At 70.8% G+C, this 20,171-nt stretch carries 22 protein-coding genes and 1 pseudogene; 14 read left to right on the plus strand and 9 right to left on the minus strand.

Annotated elements, in window-relative coordinates:
- Window positions 1-18: 18 nt before the first annotated feature.
- Window positions 19-1,065 (minus strand): type VII secretion protein EccE, encoded by a 1,047-nt coding sequence (locus QRX60_RS24985; RefSeq protein ID WP_286003201.1) that lies wholly within the window; start codon window positions 1,063-1,065, stop codon window positions 19-21.
- A gap of 142 nt (window positions 1,066-1,207) precedes the next feature.
- On the opposite strand from QRX60_RS24985, the gene eccB reads away from it, so the two are divergent.
- Genes eccB through QRX60_RS25000 form a run of 3 tightly spaced genes read left to right on the plus strand, consistent with a single transcriptional unit; the run spans window position 1,208 to window position 3,995 of the window.
- Window positions 1,208-2,629, plus strand: a complete 1,422-nt coding sequence (gene eccB / locus QRX60_RS24990) for a type VII secretion protein EccB (protein ID WP_286003202.1) — start codon at window positions 1,208-1,210, stop codon at window positions 2,627-2,629.
- 11 nt (window positions 2,630-2,640) lie between these two features.
- A complete protein-coding gene (locus tag QRX60_RS24995) occupies window positions 2,641-3,339 on the plus strand; it encodes a response regulator transcription factor (RefSeq protein WP_286003203.1) in 699 nt (232 codons plus the stop codon).
- Window positions 3,336-3,995 carry a response regulator gene (locus QRX60_RS25000; protein ID WP_286003204.1) on the plus strand — a complete coding sequence of 220 codons (660 nt, stop codon included), beginning with the start codon at window positions 3,336-3,338 and terminating at the stop codon, window positions 3,993-3,995. The genes QRX60_RS24995 and QRX60_RS25000 overlap by 4 nt, the downstream gene beginning before the upstream one ends.
- A gap of 86 nt (window positions 3,996-4,081) precedes the next feature.
- Here the strand turns inward: QRX60_RS25000 and QRX60_RS25005 are convergent, their stop codons facing one another.
- A complete protein-coding gene (locus QRX60_RS25005) occupies window positions 4,082-4,876 on the minus strand; it encodes a carbon-nitrogen hydrolase family protein (protein ID WP_286003205.1) in 795 nt (264 codons plus the stop codon).
- An 83-nt stretch (window positions 4,877-4,959) separates the two neighbouring features.
- On the opposite strand from QRX60_RS25005, the gene hisD reads away from it, so the two are divergent.
- The 5 genes and pseudogenes from hisD to QRX60_RS25030 all read left to right on the plus strand — a co-directional run bounded on the left by hisD (window position 4,960) and on the right by QRX60_RS25030 (window position 8,655).
- The gene (hisD, locus tag QRX60_RS25010) at window positions 4,960-6,285 is read left to right on the plus strand and encodes a histidinol dehydrogenase (protein WP_286003206.1); all 1,326 of its coding nucleotides are present in this window, start codon (window positions 4,960-4,962) and stop codon (window positions 6,283-6,285) included.
- The gene (locus QRX60_RS25015) at window positions 6,282-7,382 is read left to right on the plus strand and encodes a histidinol-phosphate transaminase (protein WP_286003207.1); all 1,101 of its coding nucleotides are present in this window, start codon (window positions 6,282-6,284) and stop codon (window positions 7,380-7,382) included. Before hisD ends, QRX60_RS25015 begins: the two co-directional genes overlap by 4 nt.
- Complete coding sequence (gene hisB, locus QRX60_RS25020) at window positions 7,379-7,978, plus strand: imidazoleglycerol-phosphate dehydratase HisB (RefSeq protein ID WP_286003208.1); 600 nt, start codon at window positions 7,379-7,381, stop codon at window positions 7,976-7,978. Before QRX60_RS25015 ends, hisB begins: the two co-directional genes overlap by 4 nt.
- Window positions 7,975-8,133 carry a hypothetical protein gene (locus QRX60_RS25025; protein WP_286003209.1) on the plus strand — a complete coding sequence of 53 codons (159 nt, stop codon included), beginning with the start codon at window positions 7,975-7,977 and terminating at the stop codon, window positions 8,131-8,133. Before hisB ends, QRX60_RS25025 begins: the two co-directional genes overlap by 4 nt.
- Before the next feature lie 218 nt (window positions 8,134-8,351).
- Window positions 8,352-8,655, plus strand: a pseudogene (locus QRX60_RS25030) (nitroreductase/quinone reductase family protein).
- 46 nt (window positions 8,656-8,701) lie between these two features.
- On the opposite strand, the gene QRX60_RS25035 reads toward QRX60_RS25030, so the two are convergent.
- Complete coding sequence (locus QRX60_RS25035; RefSeq protein WP_286003210.1) at window positions 8,702-10,894, minus strand: MMPL family transporter; 2,193 nt, start codon at window positions 10,892-10,894, stop codon at window positions 8,702-8,704.
- A 205-nt stretch (window positions 10,895-11,099) separates the two neighbouring features.
- Here QRX60_RS25035 and QRX60_RS25040 point away from each other — a divergent pair, with 205 nt between their 5' ends.
- Window positions 11,100-11,693 carry a TetR/AcrR family transcriptional regulator gene (locus QRX60_RS25040; protein ID WP_286003211.1) on the plus strand — a complete coding sequence of 198 codons (594 nt, stop codon included), beginning with the start codon at window positions 11,100-11,102 and terminating at the stop codon, window positions 11,691-11,693.
- Between the two features lie 173 nt (window positions 11,694-11,866).
- On the opposite strand, the gene QRX60_RS25045 is transcribed toward QRX60_RS25040, so the two are convergent.
- Together QRX60_RS25045 and soxR are read right to left on the minus strand one after the other, a co-directional pair.
- Entirely contained in the window at window positions 11,867-12,400 is a 534-nt protein-coding gene (locus QRX60_RS25045) for an RNA 2'-phosphotransferase (RefSeq protein WP_286003212.1), read from the minus strand.
- Window positions 12,401-12,433: 33 nt separating this feature from the next.
- Complete coding sequence (gene soxR / locus QRX60_RS25050; RefSeq protein ID WP_286003213.1) at window positions 12,434-12,895, minus strand: redox-sensitive transcriptional activator SoxR; 462 nt, start codon at window positions 12,893-12,895, stop codon at window positions 12,434-12,436.
- 52 nt (window positions 12,896-12,947) lie between these two features.
- On the opposite strand from soxR, the gene QRX60_RS25055 reads away from it, so the two are divergent.
- Complete coding sequence (locus QRX60_RS25055) at window positions 12,948-13,637, plus strand: thiamine pyrophosphate-dependent enzyme (RefSeq protein WP_286003214.1); 690 nt, start codon at window positions 12,948-12,950, stop codon at window positions 13,635-13,637.
- Entirely contained in the window at window positions 13,637-14,527 is an 891-nt protein-coding gene (locus tag QRX60_RS25060; protein ID WP_286003686.1) for a transketolase family protein, read from the plus strand. Before QRX60_RS25055 ends, QRX60_RS25060 begins: the two co-directional genes overlap by 1 nt.
- Here QRX60_RS25060 and QRX60_RS25065 read toward each other — a convergent pair.
- Window positions 14,505-15,614, minus strand: a complete 1,110-nt coding sequence (locus QRX60_RS25065) for a hypothetical protein (RefSeq protein WP_286003215.1) — start codon at window positions 15,612-15,614, stop codon at window positions 14,505-14,507. The genes QRX60_RS25060 and QRX60_RS25065 overlap by 23 nt on opposite strands.
- A gap of 330 nt (window positions 15,615-15,944) precedes the next feature.
- Between QRX60_RS25065 and QRX60_RS25070 the strand changes: the two genes are divergently transcribed.
- Entirely contained in the window at window positions 15,945-16,514 is a 570-nt protein-coding gene (locus QRX60_RS25070) for an NUDIX hydrolase (RefSeq protein ID WP_286003216.1), read from the plus strand.
- Here the strand turns inward: QRX60_RS25070 and QRX60_RS25075 are convergent.
- The 3 genes from QRX60_RS25075 to QRX60_RS25085 are packed head-to-tail and all read right to left on the minus strand — an operon-like array spanning window position 16,500 to window position 18,464.
- Window positions 16,500-17,030 (minus strand): NIPSNAP family protein, encoded by a 531-nt coding sequence (locus tag QRX60_RS25075; protein ID WP_286003217.1) that lies wholly within the window; start codon window positions 17,028-17,030, stop codon window positions 16,500-16,502. The genes QRX60_RS25070 and QRX60_RS25075 overlap by 15 nt on opposite strands.
- A gap of 36 nt (window positions 17,031-17,066) precedes the next feature.
- Window positions 17,067-18,239 (minus strand): acyl-CoA dehydrogenase family protein, encoded by a 1,173-nt coding sequence (locus tag QRX60_RS25080; protein WP_286003218.1) that lies wholly within the window; start codon window positions 18,237-18,239, stop codon window positions 17,067-17,069.
- Window positions 18,240-18,287: 48 nt separating this feature from the next.
- Complete coding sequence (locus QRX60_RS25085) at window positions 18,288-18,464, minus strand: hypothetical protein (protein WP_286003219.1); 177 nt, start codon at window positions 18,462-18,464, stop codon at window positions 18,288-18,290.
- A gap of 171 nt (window positions 18,465-18,635) precedes the next feature.
- On the opposite strand from QRX60_RS25085, the gene QRX60_RS25090 reads away from it, so the two are divergent.
- Together QRX60_RS25090 and hisH are read left to right on the plus strand one after the other, a co-directional pair.
- Window positions 18,636-19,499, plus strand: coding sequence for a hypothetical protein (locus tag QRX60_RS25090; protein WP_286003220.1), 864 nt, complete (start codon window positions 18,636-18,638; stop codon window positions 19,497-19,499).
- A 32-nt stretch (window positions 19,500-19,531) separates the two neighbouring features.
- Entirely contained in the window at window positions 19,532-20,149 is a 618-nt protein-coding gene (gene hisH, locus QRX60_RS25095; protein ID WP_286003687.1) for an imidazole glycerol phosphate synthase subunit HisH, read from the plus strand.
- The last annotated feature ends 22 nt before the right edge of the window (window positions 20,150-20,171 follow it).

Below are 20,171 nucleotides of genomic sequence, written 5' to 3' on the forward strand. Positions count from 1 at the left end.
TGTGCCATTCACGGACTTTCAGCTGTCCAGGGCCAGCGGGAGCGTCTGCCGGACGGCGGCACCGTGCCGCCCGTGCAGCGGGATCGACGCAGCGGGGGCGGGCACCGGAGAACCCGGCCGAGCCCCCACCCGGACCGTCACTTCGGCCTTCTCCCGCCCCCCGGCCGTCCGCGTCAGCGTGTAAGAGGTCGCCGTGAAAGCCGCGCCCGGCACCGCGAAGTCCACCGTCCGGGCCGACCGCGGCCGGAAGCACCTCTGCGCCGCGTCGCCCCACGTCCACGACTTCCAGCGGTCCGGTGGCGCGGAAGCGGCCCCCTGGACGCCCAACGCCACCCGAAGCTCCTTCGCCAGCTCCCCCGCCTCCAGCACCGTGCTCTGGTACCCCGCCTCGGCCAGCGCCCCCATCAAGCTCAACGCCGCCGACGCCGTGCTCCGCAGCGCCCCGAGGTCACCGCCACCACGGGCCAAGGCCGCGACCGGGGCGAGGTCCGGCCGGTAGCGGACCGCGAGCCAGCGGACCCGCAGCACCTGCTCGCCGTGGGGAATGGCCCACGTCAGCAGCTGGGCCGACGCCAGCGGGACGTCCGTGCGCCGGTACGCCGAGCGCAGCGCCTCCACCAGCGGTCCCGGTGCTCCCGGCCCCTGCGTCAGCCGGACCAGCGCGCTCCACCCGCCGTCGACCTCGGCGACGCCGAAGCGGTTGCCCGCGCGGTCGACGTGCTGGCGCACCTTCACCGGCCCGGCCACGCACAGCAGCGGATCGGGGCTGTCGCGGCGCGTGTCGTGGCGCCGCAACCGGAACGCCGTCCAGGTCAGGGCCCAGCCCGCCAGGTGCCGTCCGGCGAAGCGCACCGACGTCAGCAGCACCACGAGCCCGGCCGCCACGCTGATCCCGATCCGCACCGGCTGCGAGACGGCGTCGACCATCCACGCGAGCAGGACGGCGATCCCCGCGATCTCCCACAGCGCGGCCTGCAGCGGCCGGATCGGCAGCAGCCAGGGCAGCGGCGTGGACGCGGGCCGCGGCGGTGCCGGGCGCACGGCGCCGGCGGTTTCGACGGACACGGGCTCCCCTTTCCCCGGGTCCCCGACGCTACTGCCTCCCCGGATACCGCGTGGGCGTAAAAATTACCCTCCCCGTCGGCCACCCGGGTGCCTAACGTCGAGCACTCGGAGGGACGACGCACACAGCCGGGGGCTAAGCAGCGTGTGGACGCAGCGGGACCAGATCCAGGCGTACCAGTTCCTCCGCCGCAGGCTCGTTTCCGCCCTCGTCGCCGCGGACGCCAACCACCCCGTCTCACCCAGCCGCCGGCTCGTGCTCGGCACCGTGCTGGGGCTCGTGGCCGCCCTGCTCGTCACCGCCGTCTTCGGCATCATCGGCCTGCTCAACCCCTCCGGCGGCAAGGACTGGCTGGCCGGCGGCAAGGTGATCGTCGAAGAGGGCACCGGCGCCCGGTTCGTGCTCGGCGCCGACGGCGTCCTGCACCCGGTCCTCAACTACGCCTCCGCGCGGCTGCTGGCCGGCGGCAACGGCGACGCGACCGTGTCCGTCTCCTCCGAGAACCTCGGCAAGGCCGGCCGCGGCACCCCGATCGGCATCCCGGGCGCACCGGACTCCGTGCCCGCTTCGGGTGCGCTCGTGACGACCCCGTGGACGAGCTGCAGCCGCACCACCCAGGACGCTCCGGCGTCGGCCGAGCCGCGCACCGCCGTCCTGCTCGCCGCGCCCGCGTCCGGGGTCGAGCTGCCGCGCGATCAGGGCGTGATCGTCCGGCTGCCCGGGGGCGACCGGTTCCTGCTCACCGGCGGCCGCCGCTACAAGCTCTCCGACGAGGCCGCGACCGCGCTGCAGTTCGACAGCTACCCGACGATCGCGGTGTCCGCGCGGTGGATCGACACCGTCCCGGCCGGGCGTGACCTGACCGCGCTGCCGGTCGACGGCGCCGGCGCGCGGGGCCCGTCGGTCGGCGGCCGCGACACCCGCGTCGGCGAGGTCCTCGCCGTCGTGGACGCGATGGCCGCGCCCGGCTCCGCGACGTCGTACTACCTCGTCCGCCGCGAAGGGCTCGAGCCGGTCGGGCAGACCGAAGCGAGCCTCCTGGTGACGACGGGGGCCAACGCGGCCGCCTATCCCGGCACGCCGGCGCCGGTGGACGTCCGCGCGGCCGACGTCGCCGCCGCGCCGAAGGTCGCCGCGCCCCGCGCCGGGGGCGCCGACCCCGCCGCCTTCCCCGACCGCATTCCCGGCAAGGCGCCGATCACCGGCAACTCCGTCGCGTTGTGCATCCAGGGCAGCCGGTTGCTCGTTTCGGCCGAATTCCCGCTTTCCCCTGGCGCCAAGGCAATCCAGGTCGCGACGAGGACCGAAGCACGGGTGGCGGACGAGGTGTACGTACCTCCGTCGGGGGGAGCCGTCGTCGTCGAATCCGGCTCGGCCACCACGTACCTGGTGACCGACACGGGCCGGAAGTACCCGGTGGTGAACGCGCAGGCGCTGGCCTCGCTCGGCTACGGAGGCGTGGCCAGGTCACCGGTCACAGGTAGTTTGCTGGCATTGGTGCCGATGGGCCCCGCGCTGGACCCGGCCACGGCCGGGCGGCCGGCCCCGTCGGGTGGAACGGGGTGAAAGTCGTGCAAATGACAGAAGAGCGTTCGACCGAAGACGACGTACTGGGACCGGGGCGGGTCCGGGTCGCGGTCATCGAGGACCACCCGCTGTACCGCGTCTCCGTCGAGCGGGTGCTGGCCGAGGCGGATTTCGTCGAGCTCGGCGCGGTGGTCGACTCGGTCGCGCGGTTCCACGTCCACCGGCAGCCCGCGGGCAGCGTGGTGCTGCTGGACCTGGGCCTCCCGGGCGTCGCCGGGGCGGCGGCGGTCCTGGAGGTCTGCGAACTCGGGCACCACGTGCTCGTGGTTTCCGCGCAGGCGGAACCCGAAGTCGTGCTGGGGGCGATCGCCGCGGGGGCGCGCGGCTTCCTCTCCAAGGACGTCGACGCGGACGAGCTGCTGATCGCGATCAAGACGGTGGCTGACGGCGGCGCGTACGTCTCCGCGGTGGTCGCCGGGATGATCATGAAGGACAACGCGGACCGGCCGGCCGTCTCGGCCGACGTCGAGCTGTCGCCGCGTGAAGAGCAGGTGCTGCGGCTGGTGGCGGCGGGGGAGCGCGACGTCGACATCGCGCTGATCCTCGGCATCGGCGTCCGGACCGTGCGGGGCTACCTCGACCGCATCCGCGACAAGACCGGCGAACGCCGGCGTCCGGGCCTGGTCAAGGAGGCCATCCGGCGCGGCCTGATCGGCGGATCCGGCCCGCGGCGCGGCGGCCGCAAATGAGCGACGACGACCAGGCACCGGCCAAGGCGCCCCGGCGGATCCACGTCGGGGTCATCGAGGACCACCCGCTCTACCGGTACGCGCTCACCCGCGTGCTCACCGAGGCACCGGACATCAAGCTCGGCGCGGTCGCCGACTCGGTGGCGCGGTTCGCGGTCCAGGACCAGCCGGCCGGCAGCGTCGTGGTCCTCGACCTGAAGCTCCGGGGCGTCCAGGACGCGGCCGCGGTCCTGGAAGTGGGGCAGATGGGGCACAAGGTGCTGGTGGTGTCCGCGCACGCGGAACAGCCGGAGGTGCTCGGCGCGATGCAGGCGGGCGCGAAGGGGTTCCTGTCGAAGGACGTCGACGGCGACGAGCTCCTGCGCGCGATCCGCACGATCGCCGACGACAACGCGTACGTCTCGCCGACGCTGGCCGGGATGATCATCCAGGACAGCGAAGAGCGGCACGCGGGGCCGAAGATCGTGCTGTCGGAGCGCGAGAAGCAGGTGCTCCGGCTGGTGGCGGCGGGGGAGCGCGACGTCGACGTGGCGGAGATCCTCAACATCAGCGTCCGCACGGTCCGGTCGTACCTGGACCGCATCCGCGACAAGACGGGCGAGCGCCGCCGCGCGGGCTTCGTCCGAGTAGCGATCCGCGAAGGCCTGCTCCGCTGACCCTTGAAGCGTCACTTTCCCTAGGAAAGATGCGTCCGAGGGGGCCCCGGGACGCATCTTTCCTAGGGAAAGCTCCACTTTGCGTTTCAAAGGCGGCGGTTGGCCAGGGCGCCGGTGGCTGCTCGGGCCTTGGCTGACACCGCCGCGTCCACGTCGACCAGCAGCGTCTCCGGGCCTGCTCCCGCGGCCGCGTGCACCCGGCCGAAACCGTCCGCGACCAGTGAGTAGCCGATCCCGGTCGGCGCCTTCGGGTTCACCGAGAGACCCGTCGCCGCCGGGTCGGCCTGGCCGCACGCCAGCACCCAGCACCCCGAATCCAGGGCCCGCGCGCGCACCAGCACCTCCCACTGCTCGCGCTTGCCCTCGCCGGCGCCCCAGGACGCCGGCAGCAGCACGACGTCGGCACCGTCGTCGGCCAGCGCGCGGAACAGTTCCGGGAACCGCACGTCGTAACAGGTCGCGACGCCGAACACGATGCCGTCGTGCTCGAACGTCAGCGGCGCGGCGCCCGGCGCGACCGTGTCGGACTCGGCGAAGCCGAACGCGTCGTAGAGGTGGATCTTGTCGTAGCCGCGGTGCTGCCCGCCGCCGGTGACCAGCAGCGTGTTGCGCACCCGACCCTCGTCCGCCGGAGTGAACATCCCGGCGACGACCACCACGTCGTGCTCGGCGGCGACGGAGGCCACCGCGGACGCCCACGGCCCGTCCAGCGCTTCGGCGACCGGCTCCAGCGGACGCCCGAACCGGGCCATCGTGGCCTCGGGGAACACGACGATCCGCGCGCCGTCCGCCACCGCGGCCTCGACCCCGGAGCGAATCAGCTTCAGGTTCGCCTCCGGGTCGTCACCCGAGTTGACCTGGCACAACGCGATTCGCGCCACCGCTGCCTCCTGCATGCTGGGATCTGCCGTCACCGGGGAGTATCGCTGAAAACCCCTTCGGCGTGACCTCGTACCCTGGGGGCATGTTGAACCGCACCGACCTGCGCGGGCAGGTCCCGACCGCCGCCGAACTGCGCGCCACGCTGCCCCGCGCCGAATACGACGTGGACGCGGCGCTGCATCACGTGCGCCCGGTGGTCGAGGCGGTCCGTGACCGCGGTGTCGAAGCCGTCCTCGAGTACACCGAGAAGTTCGACAAGGTCCGCCCCGCGTCCGTGCGGGTCCCGCGAGCGAAGCTCACCGAAGCCCTGGCGCAGCTCGACCCGCAGGTGCGCGCCGCGCTGGAGGAGTCGATCACCCGCGCCCGCAAGGTGCACGCCGAGCAGCGCCGCACCGACGTCACGACGACCGTCGTCGACGGCGGCACGGTCACCGAGAAGTGGGTGCCGGTCGAGCGCGTCGGGCTGTACGCCCCGGGCGGGCTGGCCGTGTACCCCTCGACCGTGGTGATGAACGTCGTCCCGGCGCAGATCGCCGGCGTCGGCTCGCTGGTCGTCTGCTCGCCGCCGCAGGCCGCGTTCGACGGCCTGCCGCACCCGACCATCCTCGCCGCGGCCGAGCTCCTCGGCGTCGACGAGGTCTGGGCGGCCGGCGGCGCGCAGGCCGTCGCGCTGCTCGCGTACGGCGGCACGGACACCGACGGCGCCGAGCTCGCCCCGGTCGACATCGTCACCGGGCCGGGCAACATCTACCTCACCGCGGCCAAGCGGCTCCTGCGCGGCCTGATCGGGATCGACGCCGAAGCCGGGCCCACCGAGATCGCCATCCTCGCCGACGAGACGGCCGACCCGGTGCACGTCGCCGCCGACCTGATCAGCCAGGCCGAGCACGACCCCCTGGCCGCGAGCGTGCTGGTGACGACGTCGCCCGAGCTCGCCGACGCCGTCGACAAGGAGCTGGTGAACCGCGTCGCGGCGACGAAGCACACCGAGCGCGTCGCCGAAGCGCTGGCCGGCAAGCAGTCCGGCGTGATTCTCGTGTCCACAGTGGACGACGGTCTGCGCGTCGTCGACGCCTACGCCGCCGAGCACCTGGAGATCCAGACGGCGGACGCGCGCACGGTCGCGACCCGGGTCCGCAACGCGGGCGCGATCTTCGTCGGGGCGTACGCCCCGGTGTCGCTCGGCGACTACTGCGCCGGGTCCAACCACGTCCTGCCCACCGGCGGGTTCGCCCGCCACTCCTCGGGTCTGTCCGTGCAGAGCTTCCTCAAGGGCATCCACGTCGTGGACTACTCCGAGGAGGCGCTGCGCGAGGTCGCCGGCCGCGTCGTCGCGCTGGCCAACGCCGAGGACCTGCCCGCGCACGGCGAGGCCGTCACCGCGCGCTTCGGAGGCGAGGCCCGATGACCATCGGCGAAGAGGTCACCCTGGACGCGCTGCCGCTGCGCGAAGACCTGCGCGGCAAGACGCCGTACGGCGCGCCGCAGCTGGACGTCCCGGTCCGGCTCAACACCAACGAAAACCCGTACCCGCCGCCTCCCGAGCTGGTCGCGGACGTGGCCGAAGCCGTCCGCGCGGAGGCCGCCGAGCTGCACCGCTACCCGGACCGTGACGCGGTGGCGCTGCGCCAGGACCTGGCCGACTACCTGAGCGTGTCGACGCGGGTGGTGCTGTCGGAGGCGAACGTCTGGGCCGCCAACGGGTCCAACGAGGTGCTGCAGCAGATCCTGCAGGCCTTCGGTGGTCCCGGGCGCAGCGCGCTCGGCTTCGAGCCGTCGTACTCGATGCACCCGATCATCGCGTCGGGCACGCGCACCGAGTGGGTCCCGGCGCCGCGCCGCGCCGACTTCACGCTCGACACGGCCGCGGCGGCCTCGGTCATCCGGGAGCGGCGGCCGGACATCGTGTTCGTCACCAGCCCGAACAACCCGACCGGTGGTTCGATCCCGCTCGACGAGCTGCGTGCGGTGCTCGACGCGGCCACCGGGATCGTCGTGGTCGACGAGGCGTACGCGGAGTTTTCGTCGCAGCCGAGCGCGGTGGGGCTGCTGGCCGACTACCCGGCGAAGCTGATCGTGTCGCGCACGATGAGCAAGGCGTTCGCGTTCGCGGGCGGCCGCCTCGGCTACCTGGCCGCGGCCCCGGCGGTCGTCGACGCGCTGCAACTGGTGCGCCTGCCGTACCACCTTTCGCGGCTCACACAGGCGGCCGCGCGGGCGGCGCTGCGGCACGCGGACGCCACTTTGGACAGTGTGCACAAGCTCGCCGCGGAACGTGACCGCGTCGTGGAGGCCTTGGCGGGCCTCGGGTTCGACCCGGTGCCGAGCGACTCGAACTTCGTCCTCTTCGGACCGTTCGCCGACCCGCAGGCCGCTTGGAAGTCCTATCTGGACAGGGGAGTGCTGATCCGCGACCCCGGTATCCGGGGGCACCTGCGCGTGAGTATCGGCACCCCGGAGGAGAACGACGCCTTCCTCGAGGCGAGTAAGGAAGTTTCCCGATGACCCGGATCGGCAAGGTCGAGCGGACCACCAAGGAGTCCTCGATCGCCGTGCAGCTGGACCTCGACGGCACGGGCGAGGTGGAGATCTCGACCGGAGTGCCGTTCTACGACCACATGCTGACGGCGTTCGGCGTCCACGGCTCCCTGGACCTCAAGGTCGAGGCGACCGGCGACGTCCACATCGACGCGCACCACACGGTCGAGGACACGGCGATCGTGCTGGGCCAGGCGATCCGCCAGGCCCTGGGCGACAAGAGCGGAATCCGCCGGTTCGGCGACGCGTGGATCCCGATGGACGAGACCCTCGCCCACGCGGCGATCGACGTGTCGGGGCGGCCGTACTGCGTGCACGTGGGCGAGCCGGAGCAGTTCACCACCTTCACGATCGGCAACAACTACCCGTTCGTCCTGACGCGCCACGTGTTCGATTCGCTGTCGTTCCACGCGCAGATCGCGCTGCATGTGCGGGTGATCCACGGCCGCGATCCGCACCACATCGCGGAGGCGGAGTACAAGGCGGTGGCGCGGGCCCTGCGCGCGGCGACTGAGCCGGACCCGCGCGCGGCCGGCATTCCTTCCACGAAGGGCGTTCTGTGAGCAAGGAAGTCGTCGGAGTCCTGCTGCTCGCGCTGAGCGGGTTCCTGGTGGGCGGGGTCTACTCGACGTGGAAGACGGCCAAGTTCATGGCGGGGGTGCTGGGCATCGCGGCCCTGCTCGCCATCGGCGGCGCGATCTTCTGGTTCGCCAGCTAGTGTCGCGCGTCTGAGGTTCGTTGACAGCGGCCCGGCCCTGCGCGCCGAAGTGGCATCGGGTGCATCGGACCTGGATCTGCCGAGGTCGCTGTGGCTGGTCCGGCGACATGAATGAGTCATTCATGTCGCCGGACGAGGTGAATGACTCATTCATGTCGTCGCGGGAGGGGCTGCACGGGCCGACAAAACCCGTGGCGTTCCCGATCCTGCTGCTGACCATGACCGGGGCGCGCACCGGACGGCGGACAACGGTCCCGCTCGGCTTCGCGGTCGATGACGCGGGCCGCGTGTTCGTGGTCGCCTCCAAGGCGGCATCCGGCCTGGTTCCACAACGTCCGAGCCAACCCGGCGGTGACGGTCGAACTGGGCGACGGGTCCTACGAGGCCCGTGCGGTCGTGACGACGGGCGAGGAACGCGACCGCCTCTACCGCACGGTGTCCGACGGCACGTCGGCCTACGAGCGGAACAACGACCGGGTGTTCCCGGTGATCGTCCTCGAAGGCGGTCCCGCCCCGGCCTGACACCGGAGAAAGGCCCCCTCGGGTGAGGGGGCCTTTCTCCGGTTCGCTAGCGGCTCGCGCCGACCAGCTCGCGCTCGTCTTCGCCCGGCGCGTCGAGGTGCTTGGTGAGCTTCTCGCCCTCGACGTCGACGTCCGGCAGGATCCGGTCCAGCCACTTCGGCAGCCACCACGCGCCGCGGCCGAGCAGCGACATCACCGCCGGCACCAGCGTCATCCGGACCACGAACGCGTCCACCAGCACGCCGAACGCCAGCGCGAAGCCGATCGACTGGATCAGCGCCGACTCGGCGAGGACGAACCCGGCGAACACGCTGATCATGATCAGCGCCGCCGCGACGACCACCCGGGCGCCGTGGCGGAAGCCGGTGACCATCGCTTCCTGCGGCTCCGCGCCGTGGACGTGCTCCTCGCGCATCCGCGTCACCAGGAACACCTGGTAGTCCATCGCCAGCCCGAACAGCACGCCGATCAGCAGGATCGGCAACATGCTCATGATCGGCCCGGTCGACTTGACGCCGAGCAGGTCCGTCAGCCAGCCCCACTGGAACACCGCGACCACCGCGCCGAACGTCGCCGCGACCGAGCCGAGGAAGCCGATCGTCGCCTTCAGCGGCACCACGACCGAGCGGAACACCAGCATCAGCAGCACGAACGCCAGCCCGACGATCAGCGCGAGGTAGGGCAGCATCGCGTCCGACAGCTTCGCCGAGACGTCGATGTTCGCCGCGGTCTGCCCGGTGACGGCCAGCTTCGCGCCGGTCGCGTTCTCCAGCACGCCGGACTCGGCGCGGATCGCGGCGACCAGATCTTCGGTCTGGGTGCTGCTCGGCCCGCTCTTCGGGATCACCGTGAGCAACGCCGTGTCACCGTTCTGGTTGACCCGCGGCGGGGTGACGGCGGCGACGTCGGGCAGCTTCTGGATGTCGGCCGCGGCCTGGCCGAGCGCGGCCTGGCGGTTGACGCTGGCGCCGGTGTCGACGACGACCAGCAGCGGCCCGTTCGAGCCCTCGCCGAAGCTGCGGCTGGCGATCTCGTACGCCTTGCGCTGGGTCGACTCGGGCGCCGCCGTGCTGTCGTTGGGCAGGCCGAGCTGCATGCCGAGCGCGGGCAGCGCGACGACGGCCATCCCGGCCACCGCGACGAGCAGCACCGGCCACCGGTGGCGGGCGACGAACCGCGCCCAACGCTCGCCGTGCGTCGTTTCGACCGGCTTGCGGCGCAGCCGGATGCGGCCACCGGCGACCCGGTGCCCGGCGAAGCCGAGGATCGCGGGCAGCAGCGTCAGGGCGATGAGCACCGCGACCGCGACGGTGACCGCGGCGGCCACGCCCATCTGGCCGAGGAACGGGATGCCGATGACGGTGAGACCGGCCAGCGCGATGATGACGGTCAGCCCGGCGAACACCACGGCCGAGCCGGCGGTGCCGGTGGCGCGGCCCGCGGCCTCTTCGGGGGCGCGGCCGAGGCTGAGTTCGTGCCGGTAGCGCGAGACGATGAACAGCGCGTAGTCGATGCCGACGGCCAGCCCGATCATCAGCGCCAGGATCGGCGTGTTCGAGTTCAGCTCCAGGAACCCGGAGGCGAGGAAGATGCCGCCCATCCCGGTGCCGACGCCGATGAGCGCGGTGAGCAGCGGGATCCCGGCGGCGACCAGCGAGCCGAACGTGATGATCAGCACGACGGCGGCGACCGCGACACCCAGGCCCTCGGTCGCGCCGGTTTCGGGAATGCCCTGCACGGCGTCGCCGCCGAACTCGACGGTGAACCCGGCGGCGCGGGTGGCGCTGGCCGCGTCGAGCAGTGCCTGGCGGTCACCGTCGGTGAGTTCGTAGGCCTTCGCGCCGTAGCTGACCTGGGCGAGTGCGACACGCTTGTCGGGTGAGATCGACTGCGCCTGGAAGGGGTCCACGACGACGGCGACCTTCGGCGCGGTCTTCAGCTGCCCGACCAGGGACTCGACGGCGGCCTTGCCCTTCGCGTCGGTCACGGTGGTCCCGGCCGGCGCCTCGATGACGACGCGCGCGGTGGCGCCCCCGGCATTGGCCTGCGGGAACTTCTCGGTCAGCTGGTCGATCGCGCGCTGCGACTCGGTGCCGGGGATCGTCACCGAGTTCGACAGCTGGCCGGACAGCGTGAGGGCGCCCAGCCCGAGTGCCACGAGGACGGCCGCCCAGACGGCGGCGACCAGCGCTCGCCGTCGGAAGGACAACCGGCCGAGCCGGTACAGGAAGGTCGCCACGAGTCAGCTCCGTTTCGCCCGAACGGGGTCGGTTCACTCAATCCGGTTACCCGCCACGCTAGCCGATCGGCAAGGAGAACTCCAAGCCGATCGGCAAGTATGTGACTTGCCGAACAGCAAGGTTTACCCCAGCCGATCGGCTAGGAGCTGGTTTGCCGATCGACAGGGAGTGACGTACGCTCCGACGGCTCGCTGAGGAGGAAGAATGACCGCCGGCCCGGCCGAGGACACCCGGACCCGACTGCTGCAGACCGCGCTGCGGCTGTTCACCGAACACGGGGTCGAGGGCACGTCGCTGCAGATGATCGCCGACGCGCTCGGGGTCACGAAGGCGGCGGTCTACTACCACTTCAAGACGAAGGCGGAGATCACCGAGGCGGTGGCCGAGCCCGGCGTCCGTGACCTGGACGAGCTGGTGCTGCGCGCGGCCGCGCAGAAGCGCCGCGGCGCGCAGGTGGACCTGCTGCTGGAGGGGTTCGTCGACCTGGTGATCCGGCACCGCGCGCTGGTGGCGCTGTTCTCGAGCGACCCGGGCCTGGTCCGCGCGATCGAGAAGTCGGCGCACGGCGGCATGGAGGGCTTCGGCCAGGCGCTGCTGGGCATCCTGTCGGGCCCGGACCCGACCCCGGCGGCCCGGGTCAACGCGATGGTGACGCTGACGGGCCTCGCGATGGCCGGCGGCTCCCCGGACCTGGCCGGCCTGGGCGACGACGAGCTGCGCACCGAACTGCTGGACGTGGGCCGCCGCCTGCTGGGCCGCCCCCGCCGCCGCGGCCTCACCCCCGTGTCGACCGCCTGATCACGCGAGTCGTCCCGCGAATCACGCGAGTCGCGCGTTCAATCACGCGAGTTCCGCCTTCAGTCGCGAGTCATGTGCTCAATCACGCGACTTCGGTCCCTGACCACGCGAGTTACGTGCTCAATCACGCGAGTTCGGTCGCCGATCACGCGAGTCGTTCGTCTGGGTGCGCTTCAGCCGATGCGGTGGAGGTACTCGGGCGGCACCGACGCCGTCAGCCAAACGCCGTTCGCGCTCACCTGGAACGTGTGCCCCGCCTCGGTCATCCCTGCGGCGTCGACGCGCAGGAGCACCGGCTTGCCTCGGCGCGCACCCACCGTTCGCGCTGTGTCGAGCGTCGCCGAGAGGTGGACGGCGTGGCGGTTCATCGGGCGCAGCCCCTCGCGCAGGATCGCGTCGAGGAACTTCGCCACCGTGCCGTGGTAGAGCACGTCCGGCGGGACCGCGTCCGCGAGGCCGAGGTCGACCGAAACGCTGTGGCCCTGGCTCGCGCGGATGCGAGTGCCGGTCTCGTCGAAGGCGAAGCGGCGCTTGTTGTTCGTCTCGACGACTTCGTCGAGCTGCTCACGGGTGATCTTCAGCGCACGCAGCAGGGTGTCGACGTCGGCCCAGCCGTCGGGGCTGAGGGTGAGGCCGATGGCCGCGGGATCGTGGCGCAGGTGCAGCGACAGCCGCTTGGAAATGCGGATCGTTTCTTTCTCGTTCATTGCTTCCCCAGGATCCCGCGGCGGGCAAGCGATTTAGATGCCGCCCTCGACCGCCGGACGCAGTTTGCTGGCTCCCGGCCCGAAGCGCGCCAGTTCGTCGTCGTTGTTGTAGAGCGCGCAGCTGCGCAGCGACAGGCACCCGCAGCCGACGCAGCCGGTGAGCCGGTCGCGAAGCCGTTGCAGGGCGTCGATCCGCGCGTCGAGCTCGTGCTGCCAGTCGCGGGACAGCCGCGCCCAGTCGGCCTTCGTCGGGGCGTGGTCGGCGGGCAGTGACGCCAGCGCCGTGCTGATGTCCTCCAGGGAGAGGCCGACGCGTTGCGCGGCGCGGATGAACGCGATCCGCCGCAGCACCGAGCGCGAGTACCGGCGCTGGTTGCCCGCTGACCGCTCCGAGCTGATCAGCCCCTTCTCCTCGTAGAACCGCAGTGCCGTGTGCGGCACCCCGCTGCGGTCCGCCACCTGTCCGATGCTGAGATGTTCAGCGAGCCTCGTCACCAGCTCAGGCTATCCTTGACTTCAAGTTTAGTCGAGGTTGCATCGTTGGAGTATGACCACTGCGACCGAGCCGGGCTACGCCGAGCTGCCGCGCCTGATTTCACTGATGACCGGCGACGACAAGCACCAAGCCGCCGCGGAGTCCACTGTGGACGTCCTGTGGGTGCTCTACGACCGCGTGCTCGACGTCACCCCGGCCACCTTCCGCGAGCCGGGCCGTGATCGTTTCCTGTTGTCCAAAGGACACGGCCCGATGGCTTACTACGCCGTGCTCACCGTGAAGGGCTTTCTCGGCGAAGCCGAGCTGCCGACGTGGTCCGACGCGCTGTCGCGCCTCGGGCGCCACCCCGACCGGCGGCGCGTACCCGGAGTCGAGATCTCGAGCGGCTCCCTCGGCCACGGCCTGCCGATCGCGCTCGGCACGGCGCTGGGCCTGCGTGCCCGCGAGCTGAGTTCGAAGGTCGTGACGCTGATCGGCGACGCCGAGCTGGACGAGGGCTCGAACCACGAGGCGATCGTCGTCGCGGCGCGCTTCGGCCTGGAAAACCTGACGACGGTGGTGATCGACAACCAGTCGTCGACGCGCGGCTGGCCGGGAGGCATCGCGCGCCGCTTCGACGTGGAGGGCTGGGAGACGCGCACGGTGTCCGGCCGCGACCACGCCGCGCTGTACGAGGCGTTCACCGGCGCCCATCCCGGCCGGCCGCTGGCCGTGGTCGCCGTCGTCGAACCGAAGGGCTGATCTCCGTGAGGGAAACGTTTTTGAAGGCGACCGAGGAAATCCTGGACGCGGACCCGGACGTGGCGATCGTGCTGGCGGACATCTCGGCGGCCCAGCTGGCCGGCGCCGCGCGCAGGCACCCGGACCGGGTGATCAACGTGGGGATCCGTGAGCAACTGCTGGTCAGCACGGGCGCGGGCCTGGCGCTGGCGGGGTTGCGGCCGATCGTGCACACGTTCCCGTCGTTCCTGGTGGAGCGCGCGTTCGAGCAGATCAAGCTGGACTTTTCGCACCAGGACGTGGGCGGGGTCCTGGTGTCGTACGGAGCGTCGTACGACATGCCGGCAGCGGGGCGGACACACCAGTCGCCGGGTGATGTGGCTTTGATCGATTCCCTGCCGGGGTGGACGGTGCACGTGCCGGGTCACGCTGTCGAAGCCCGCCGGTTGCTGCTGGAGTCGATCCCCGGCGACGGGCGCGTCTACCTGCGGCTTTCGGCGCAGTCGAACGCTTCCCCGCACCTGGGCGTCGGCTTCACCCGGCTGCGGTTCGGGTCGTCGGGTGTGGTCGTGGCGGTGGGGCCGGTGCTGGATCGGGTGCTGCGGGCGTGTGCGGGCCTGGATGTCACGGTGTTGTATGCATCGACGATCCGGCCTTTCGATGCTGCTGGTCTTCGGTCGGCGGTGCTCTCGGCTTCCGGTTCGGTCGTTCTCGTGGAGCCTTATTTGGCGGGGACTTCGGCTTTCTGGGTTTCGGAGGCGTTGGCGGACTTGCCGCATCGGTTGCGGTCGCTGGGGGTTCGGCGGGACGTGGAGGTCCGGACTTATGGCGGGACTGGCGACCATGATCTGGCGCATGGGTTGGACGCGGGGTCGTTGAGGCTGTCGATCAGGGATTTCCTGGGGGAGTAGGAGGAGCGGCATCAGAGCCGGAGTCGGGATGTTTGTAGCGGACGCTGACCCTGCGATCCTGGTCCATCAACTTCATGAGCTTCTCGTTGTTCCAACGCTCCTCCACACTGTTGCGCGGAAGTTCGGTGTGGAGACTTTCGTAAAGCTTGAAGCGATTGAGATCCACGACAGTGGCCATGATGGTCATGTAGTCGGCAGCGGATGCCGCTGTGGCGCGGTAAGCCAGCCAGCTGAACGCATACGGGACCAGGGCAACGAGTAACCACAGGCCATCAGTTGCGAGGAAGCCGCACGTCATCACGGTGGCAACCATGAAGACCACGCAGAGTCGCACGGTCATATCGAACTGCTGGCGAGCATCTCGTAGGTGGTCCAGATGTCGTTGCTCGGCTACGAGGGAGAAGTGCTGGGCAGTGAGGATGACGTCGAGCCCGTACTGCTTGCCCACGCGGTCCTCTGCGCCGCGCAACACATTGCCCAAGCGTGTGGGCATCGTTCTGGCGATGGTCGGATAGGAGCGAATGACCCCGAACAATGCGTCCTCTGCGGCCCGCAACCCTGCGAAATTCGCGCCTGCGACAGAATCGAAAACCTCGTTGCGGCGTGCTTCTCTGGTCTGGGCATCCCAAGCCCGTGGGTCTTCGTCGTAGAGGTCCTGCAGAAGCCGATCGAGTCCTGCAATGCGGCGTCGGCGAAGCGCTTTTCTCCGATTATCGAGCAAGTCCAAACGGCGGCGGTGGCGGCCGATCCGCCAGCGCAGCACCAGTCGCGCAGGCCCCGAGCTACCCCAGTAACCTTCGAGCAGCCGGGTCATCCCGAACTGCAGCGGGTTCAGGACCAAGCCGACGATCAATGACGCCAGCAAGATCCACAGCAGTGCTCCGGCATAGCTGCTCGGAGTCCAGCCGGACAGCGCTGTGCTCAGTTGCTGCAGGTCCGGCCGGCCGCGCCAGGAGTTGCTCGTGATCAAAACGGCGCCCCACAGTACCAAGAACAAGGACGGGATCATTCCCACGATCCCGAAGTAGCGGCCGACCCGGGTGCCGACGGACGTCGCCGCGTCGGTCAGCGAGGTGCTTGCGGTCATCGGGACTTCGCCGAGGGGTTGAAACCGCATTTCGAACAGCTACGACCACCGTGGTTGTTCTTCTTGACCCGCCCCTTGCAGCGAGGTCGCGGGCATGGCTGATCGTCGTCGACGGGTTCAGGGGCGCGCTCGCGATCGCCGGGTTGTCGGTAGCTCGGATTCTCATAGCGGACCAAGGGCGTGGTCCGGGCTGTGCCGAACATCAGCCGTAGCAGGCCCATGGCCCTCACCCCGCCCTCCAGGATCCGACCATGTTAGGTCAGCATTCAGGCTCCGTCGACAAGGTGAGGCGAGGTGGTGATGGGCTTTTCGCCCTGGGCGGTGCCCGCTGTGGGGATCGTCGTGGTCGCCGTCGCCGGGGTGTTCGGGGCGCTGTGGGCCTGGCTTGCCGTGGGGGTTCTCCTCGTGGTGGGGGTGGGCGGGCTCGCGTGGGGAGTGCTTCGGGAGCGCCGGACCGATAGCGTGGCCTCCATGGGGTCCAGCATTCGGCCGATCGCGCTCGGCCTGATCCGGCGGCGCGATCAGATCCTCGTCTTCGAGGGGCGCGATGACGTCAAAGGCGAGACCTACTACCGGCCACTCGGAGGTGGGGTCGAGTTCGGGGAGCGCAGTGACGACGCCCTCGTGCGCGAGTTCCGTGAGGAGCTCGACGCCGAGATCGTCGTCAAAGAACGGCTCGGGGTGCTCGAGAACGTCTTCGCCTGGCGCGGCAACCCCGGGCACGAGATCGCCTTCATCTACGAAGCCGAGTTCGTCGACCCCGAGCTGTACGCCAGGGACGCCATGAAAATCCTCGACGACCCCGCCACCGCCGGCTGGGTCGACCTCCGGGACTTCCGGGACGGCGGCAAGATCCTCTACCCCCACGGGCTCACCGAACTGCTCTCATCGGAGCACTGACCGCGCGGTCGGCTCCAGCAACTCGGACCCGGGTGCCGCCGATCGGCTGAAGGACACCGTGAACGGCCCGTCCGTCCGGACCGGCAGCTGCGGGAAGTCGTTCGGCGACGGCTCCGTCTCGAACACCGCGAACGCCGACGGCGACGCACCGAAGGAGAGATACACCCCCGAGCCCGGCGGCGGGGAAGCGAGACCCCGAACCACCGGACGCAGCAACAGCACGTCGTCCGAGTCCACCATCGTCGCGTTGGCCGCGGAGCGGTGTTCCTCCCACACCGGCCCGAAGTAGAACGACTCGAGAGCCGCACGGCGGGCAGCCATGGAGCGGAAGCCCCGCAGCCACACGAACTGGTCCGGCGAGGCCGGAGAGTGGAACAGTCCGAACAGGTGCGCCCCGGCCGCCTCCTGCGGCTCGACGAACTCGCGCTCGAACAGCGAGATCAGCTCGTCGCGCCGCCCCGGGTGCAACGTGTAGCGCCGCAGCTCGAGCACCGTCTCGAAATCACCGAAGGTCATGCCCGCAGACTAAAGAGCCCCACCGACAAAAACCGCTCAGCGGAAGGCCGCCAGCCCCGTCACCGCCTGGCCCAGCGACAGCGCGTGCATCTCCTCCGTGCCTTCGTACGTCAGCACCGTCTCCAGGTTCGCCATGTGCCGCATCACCGGGTACTCCAGCGAAATCCCGTTCGCCCCGAGCATCGACCGCGCCGTCCGGGCGACGTCCAGCGCCGAGCGGACGTTCGCCATCTTCCCGAAGCTCACGTGGTTGTGGTGCAACGACCCGGCGTCCTTCAGCCGCCCGATCTGCATCGCCACCAGACCGGCCCGGTTGACCTCGACCAGCAGGTCGGCGAGCTTGCGCTGCGTCAGCTGGAACCCGGCCAGCGGCTTGCCGAACTGCGACCGCGACAGCGTGTACTCCAGCGCCGACTCGTAACAGGCGCGAGCCGCCCCGACGACGCCGAACAAGATCCCGTAGCGGGCTTCGTTCAGGCACGACAGCGGCCCGCGCAGGCCCCGGACCTCCGGAAACGCCGCCGACGCCGGCAGTCGGACGCCGTCCAGGACCAGCTCCGCCGTCAGCGAGGCCCGCAGGGACAGCTTGTGCTTGACCTCGTTGGCCGTGAACCCCGGCGTCGACGTCGGGACGACGAAGCCGCGGATCCCGTCGTCGGTCTGGGCCCAGACGACCGCGACGTCGGCGACCGTTCCGTTGGTGATCCACATCTTCGTACCCGACAGCACCCAGTCCGACCCGTCGCGCACCGCCCGCGTCCGCATCGAGCCCGGGTCGCTGCCCGCGTCCGGCTCGGTCAGCCCGAAGCAGCCCAGCGCGTCGCCGGTGGCCATCCGCGGCAGCCACTCCTGCCGCTGCTCCTCGCTGCCCCACTTGTGGATCGCGTACATCGCCAGCGAACCCTGCACCGACACGAAGCTCCGCAGCCCCGAGTCGACGGCTTCCAGCTCGCGGCACGCGATGCCGTACGCGACCGCGCTGGTGCCGGCGCAGCCGTAGCCCTCCAGGTGCATGCCCAGCAGCCCCAGCGAGCCGAAGCCCTTGGCCAGCTCGGCGGCCGGCAGCGCGCCCGATTCGTACCAGTCCGCGACCCGGTCCAGCAGGTTGTCCTTCGCGTACGCGCGGACGGCGTCGCGGATGGCGCGTTCCTCCTCGGCGAGCCCGGCGTCGAGGTCGAGGAAGTCGTGCGGATCAGGGGTGCGGCTCATGAGGGCTCCCGGGGGACGCGTCGATGCGGCCCCCGCAGGAAACCACAGTCAGGCGTCTGTCCTCCGCGTGGCGTTCGTCACGCGGGCAGCAGACGCGGCCGGGGTGCACCGCGACCGGATCTGCTGGCGGGGGATCAGCAGTTCGCTGAACTGCGGAAACGGCACGCTCTCGATGTCTTCGCGCCAGGCGTGCAGCATCTGGGACAGCAGATCGTCCTCGGCCATCTTCGCCTCCCTGGCGTCCGGTCGTGCCGGGATCAGCCCACACGATCGGGTGACTTGATACCCAGCGACCGGGACGCCCAAACGTCCTTCTCCAAGATTCTTCCGGCCGGTCAGTCCTCCGTGGCAGAATCTCGTCGCCGCCGCCCAGGCCTCTACTCCCGAGGAGCGCACATGCGCGCACTGCGGACGGCAAGTCTGCTCGCCCTCACCACCGCCACCCTGCTCGGCGCCACCGGCGTGGCCACCGCCCGCGACGCGCACTGGTGCCAGGTCGGGCACACCACCGCCGAGAACCGGGTCAGCGGCGAGGGCATCACCACGCTGCGGCTGCCCGGCCACGCCCCCGAGATCGTCTACCGAAACGGCGCCACCATCCCGCAGCCGCTCAAGGACGAGGGCTGGGGCCACGTCGGCGACCCGGACTCGCTGCGCGGCTACCTCTTCGACGTCTACCAGGACACCGTCAGCCCCACGCCGGCCACGAAGATGTACCTGGTCACCCAGCCCGACGGGACGACCACCGAGTTCGTCCACCCGTTGCAGGCCGACGAGCCCGCCGCGAACGCCAACGCCGAGGTCGCGGCCACCCCCGACGGCCAGTGGCTGGTCTCCGGCCCGCTCGGCGAGATCGACCGCCTCTACGTCTCGCCGACGCCGTTCCTCAACCCCCGCGCCCCGAAGCAGGCCGGCGACCTCCCCGTCGCCGCGCGCATCCACCTCGACCACCACATCCGCAGCGCCCAGGGCTGCGACTTCGTCGGCCCGACCCGCCTGATCTGCGCCACCAGCGACCCGTACAACGACCTGTACCCGACGAACCTGCAGCTCCTGCAGATCGACCTGCCACGGCCGCTGAACGGCCACGACGTCACCGCCAACGTGCACGAAATCGGCCAGGTCCCGCTGGTCAGCACCTGCACCGGCACCTTCACCCCGGAGGGCGTCGACTACGACGCCGGGGTGCTGCGCGTGGAGGTCGTCCCGCCGGCGCCGTGCAACACCGTGACGGACGTCTATTCGTTCGAGCGCCGCTGACGGCGACGGCTACGCTGGGTGGCGTGTCTCGTGTGGTGATTCTCGACTACGGTTCCGGCAACCTCCGCTCCGCCGAACGCGCCGTGGCGCGCGCCGGGGCCGAAGTCGAGGTCACCGCCGACCCGCATGCCGCGCTCGAGGCCGACGGCCTGGTCGTGCCCGGGGTCGGCGCGTTCTCGGCGTGCATGGCGGGACTCCTGGACGTCAAGGGCCACCGGATCATCGGCAAGCGCCTCGCCGGCGGCCGTCCCGTGCTCGGCATCTGCGTCGGCATGCAGATCCTCTTCTCCCGCGGCGTCGAGCACGGCGAGGAGACCGAGGGCACGGGGGAGTGGCCGGGCGTCGTCGACCGGCTGAACGCGGACGTCCTGCCGCACATGGGCTGGAACACCGTGCGCGCGCCGGCGGACTCGCAGCTCTTCGCCGGCCTCGACCCGGACGAGCGGTTCTACTTCGTCCACTCCTACGCCGCCCGCAAGTGGGAGCTCGACGGCCTGGCCGGCCAGGAACCGAAGGTCACCTGGGCCCACCACGGCGAGGACTTCGTCGCCGCGGTCGAGAACGGGCCGCTCTGGGCCACCCAGTTCCACCCGGAGAAGTCCGGCGACGCCGGCGCGCACCTGCTGCGCAACTGGCTCGCGACCCTCTGACCGGGTGACGCGCGTCTCCGCC

Origin of the sequence: Amycolatopsis mongoliensis, from assembly GCF_030285665.1 — a bacterium.
Taxonomy (GTDB): domain Bacteria; phylum Actinomycetota; class Actinomycetes; order Mycobacteriales; family Pseudonocardiaceae; genus Amycolatopsis; species Amycolatopsis mongoliensis.

Excerpts from the sequence above, each read along its gene's own strand:
- QRX60_RS24995 (WP_286003203.1), top strand. The coding sequence starts at position 2,641 with ATGACAGAAGAGCGTTCGACCGAAGACGACGTACTGGGACCGGGGCGG.
- QRX60_RS25000 (WP_286003204.1), top strand. The coding sequence starts at position 3,336 with ATGAGCGACGACGACCAGGCACCGGCCAAGGCGCCCCGGCGGATCCAC.
- hisD (WP_286003206.1), top strand. The coding sequence starts at position 4,960 with ATGTTGAACCGCACCGACCTGCGCGGGCAGGTCCCGACCGCCGCCGAA.
- QRX60_RS25015 (WP_286003207.1), top strand. The coding sequence starts at position 6,282 with ATGACCATCGGCGAAGAGGTCACCCTGGACGCGCTGCCGCTGCGCGAA.
- hisB (WP_286003208.1), top strand. The coding sequence starts at position 7,379 with ATGACCCGGATCGGCAAGGTCGAGCGGACCACCAAGGAGTCCTCGATC.
- QRX60_RS25040 (WP_286003211.1), top strand. The coding sequence starts at position 11,100 with ATGACCGCCGGCCCGGCCGAGGACACCCGGACCCGACTGCTGCAGACC.
- QRX60_RS25045 (WP_286003212.1), bottom strand. The coding sequence starts at position 12,400 with ATGAACGAGAAAGAAACGATCCGCATTTCCAAGCGGCTGTCGCTGCAC.
- QRX60_RS25055 (WP_286003214.1), top strand. The coding sequence starts at position 12,948 with ATGACCACTGCGACCGAGCCGGGCTACGCCGAGCTGCCGCGCCTGATT.
- QRX60_RS25065 (WP_286003215.1), bottom strand. The coding sequence starts at position 15,614 with ATGACCGCAAGCACCTCGCTGACCGACGCGGCGACGTCCGTCGGCACC.
- QRX60_RS25075 (WP_286003217.1), bottom strand. The coding sequence starts at position 17,030 with ATGACCTTCGGTGATTTCGAGACGGTGCTCGAGCTGCGGCGCTACACG.
- QRX60_RS25080 (WP_286003218.1), bottom strand. The coding sequence starts at position 18,239 with ATGAGCCGCACCCCTGATCCGCACGACTTCCTCGACCTCGACGCCGGG.
- QRX60_RS25085 (WP_286003219.1), bottom strand. The coding sequence starts at position 18,464 with ATGGCCGAGGACGATCTGCTGTCCCAGATGCTGCACGCCTGGCGCGAA.
- QRX60_RS25090 (WP_286003220.1), top strand. The coding sequence starts at position 18,636 with ATGCGCGCACTGCGGACGGCAAGTCTGCTCGCCCTCACCACCGCCACC.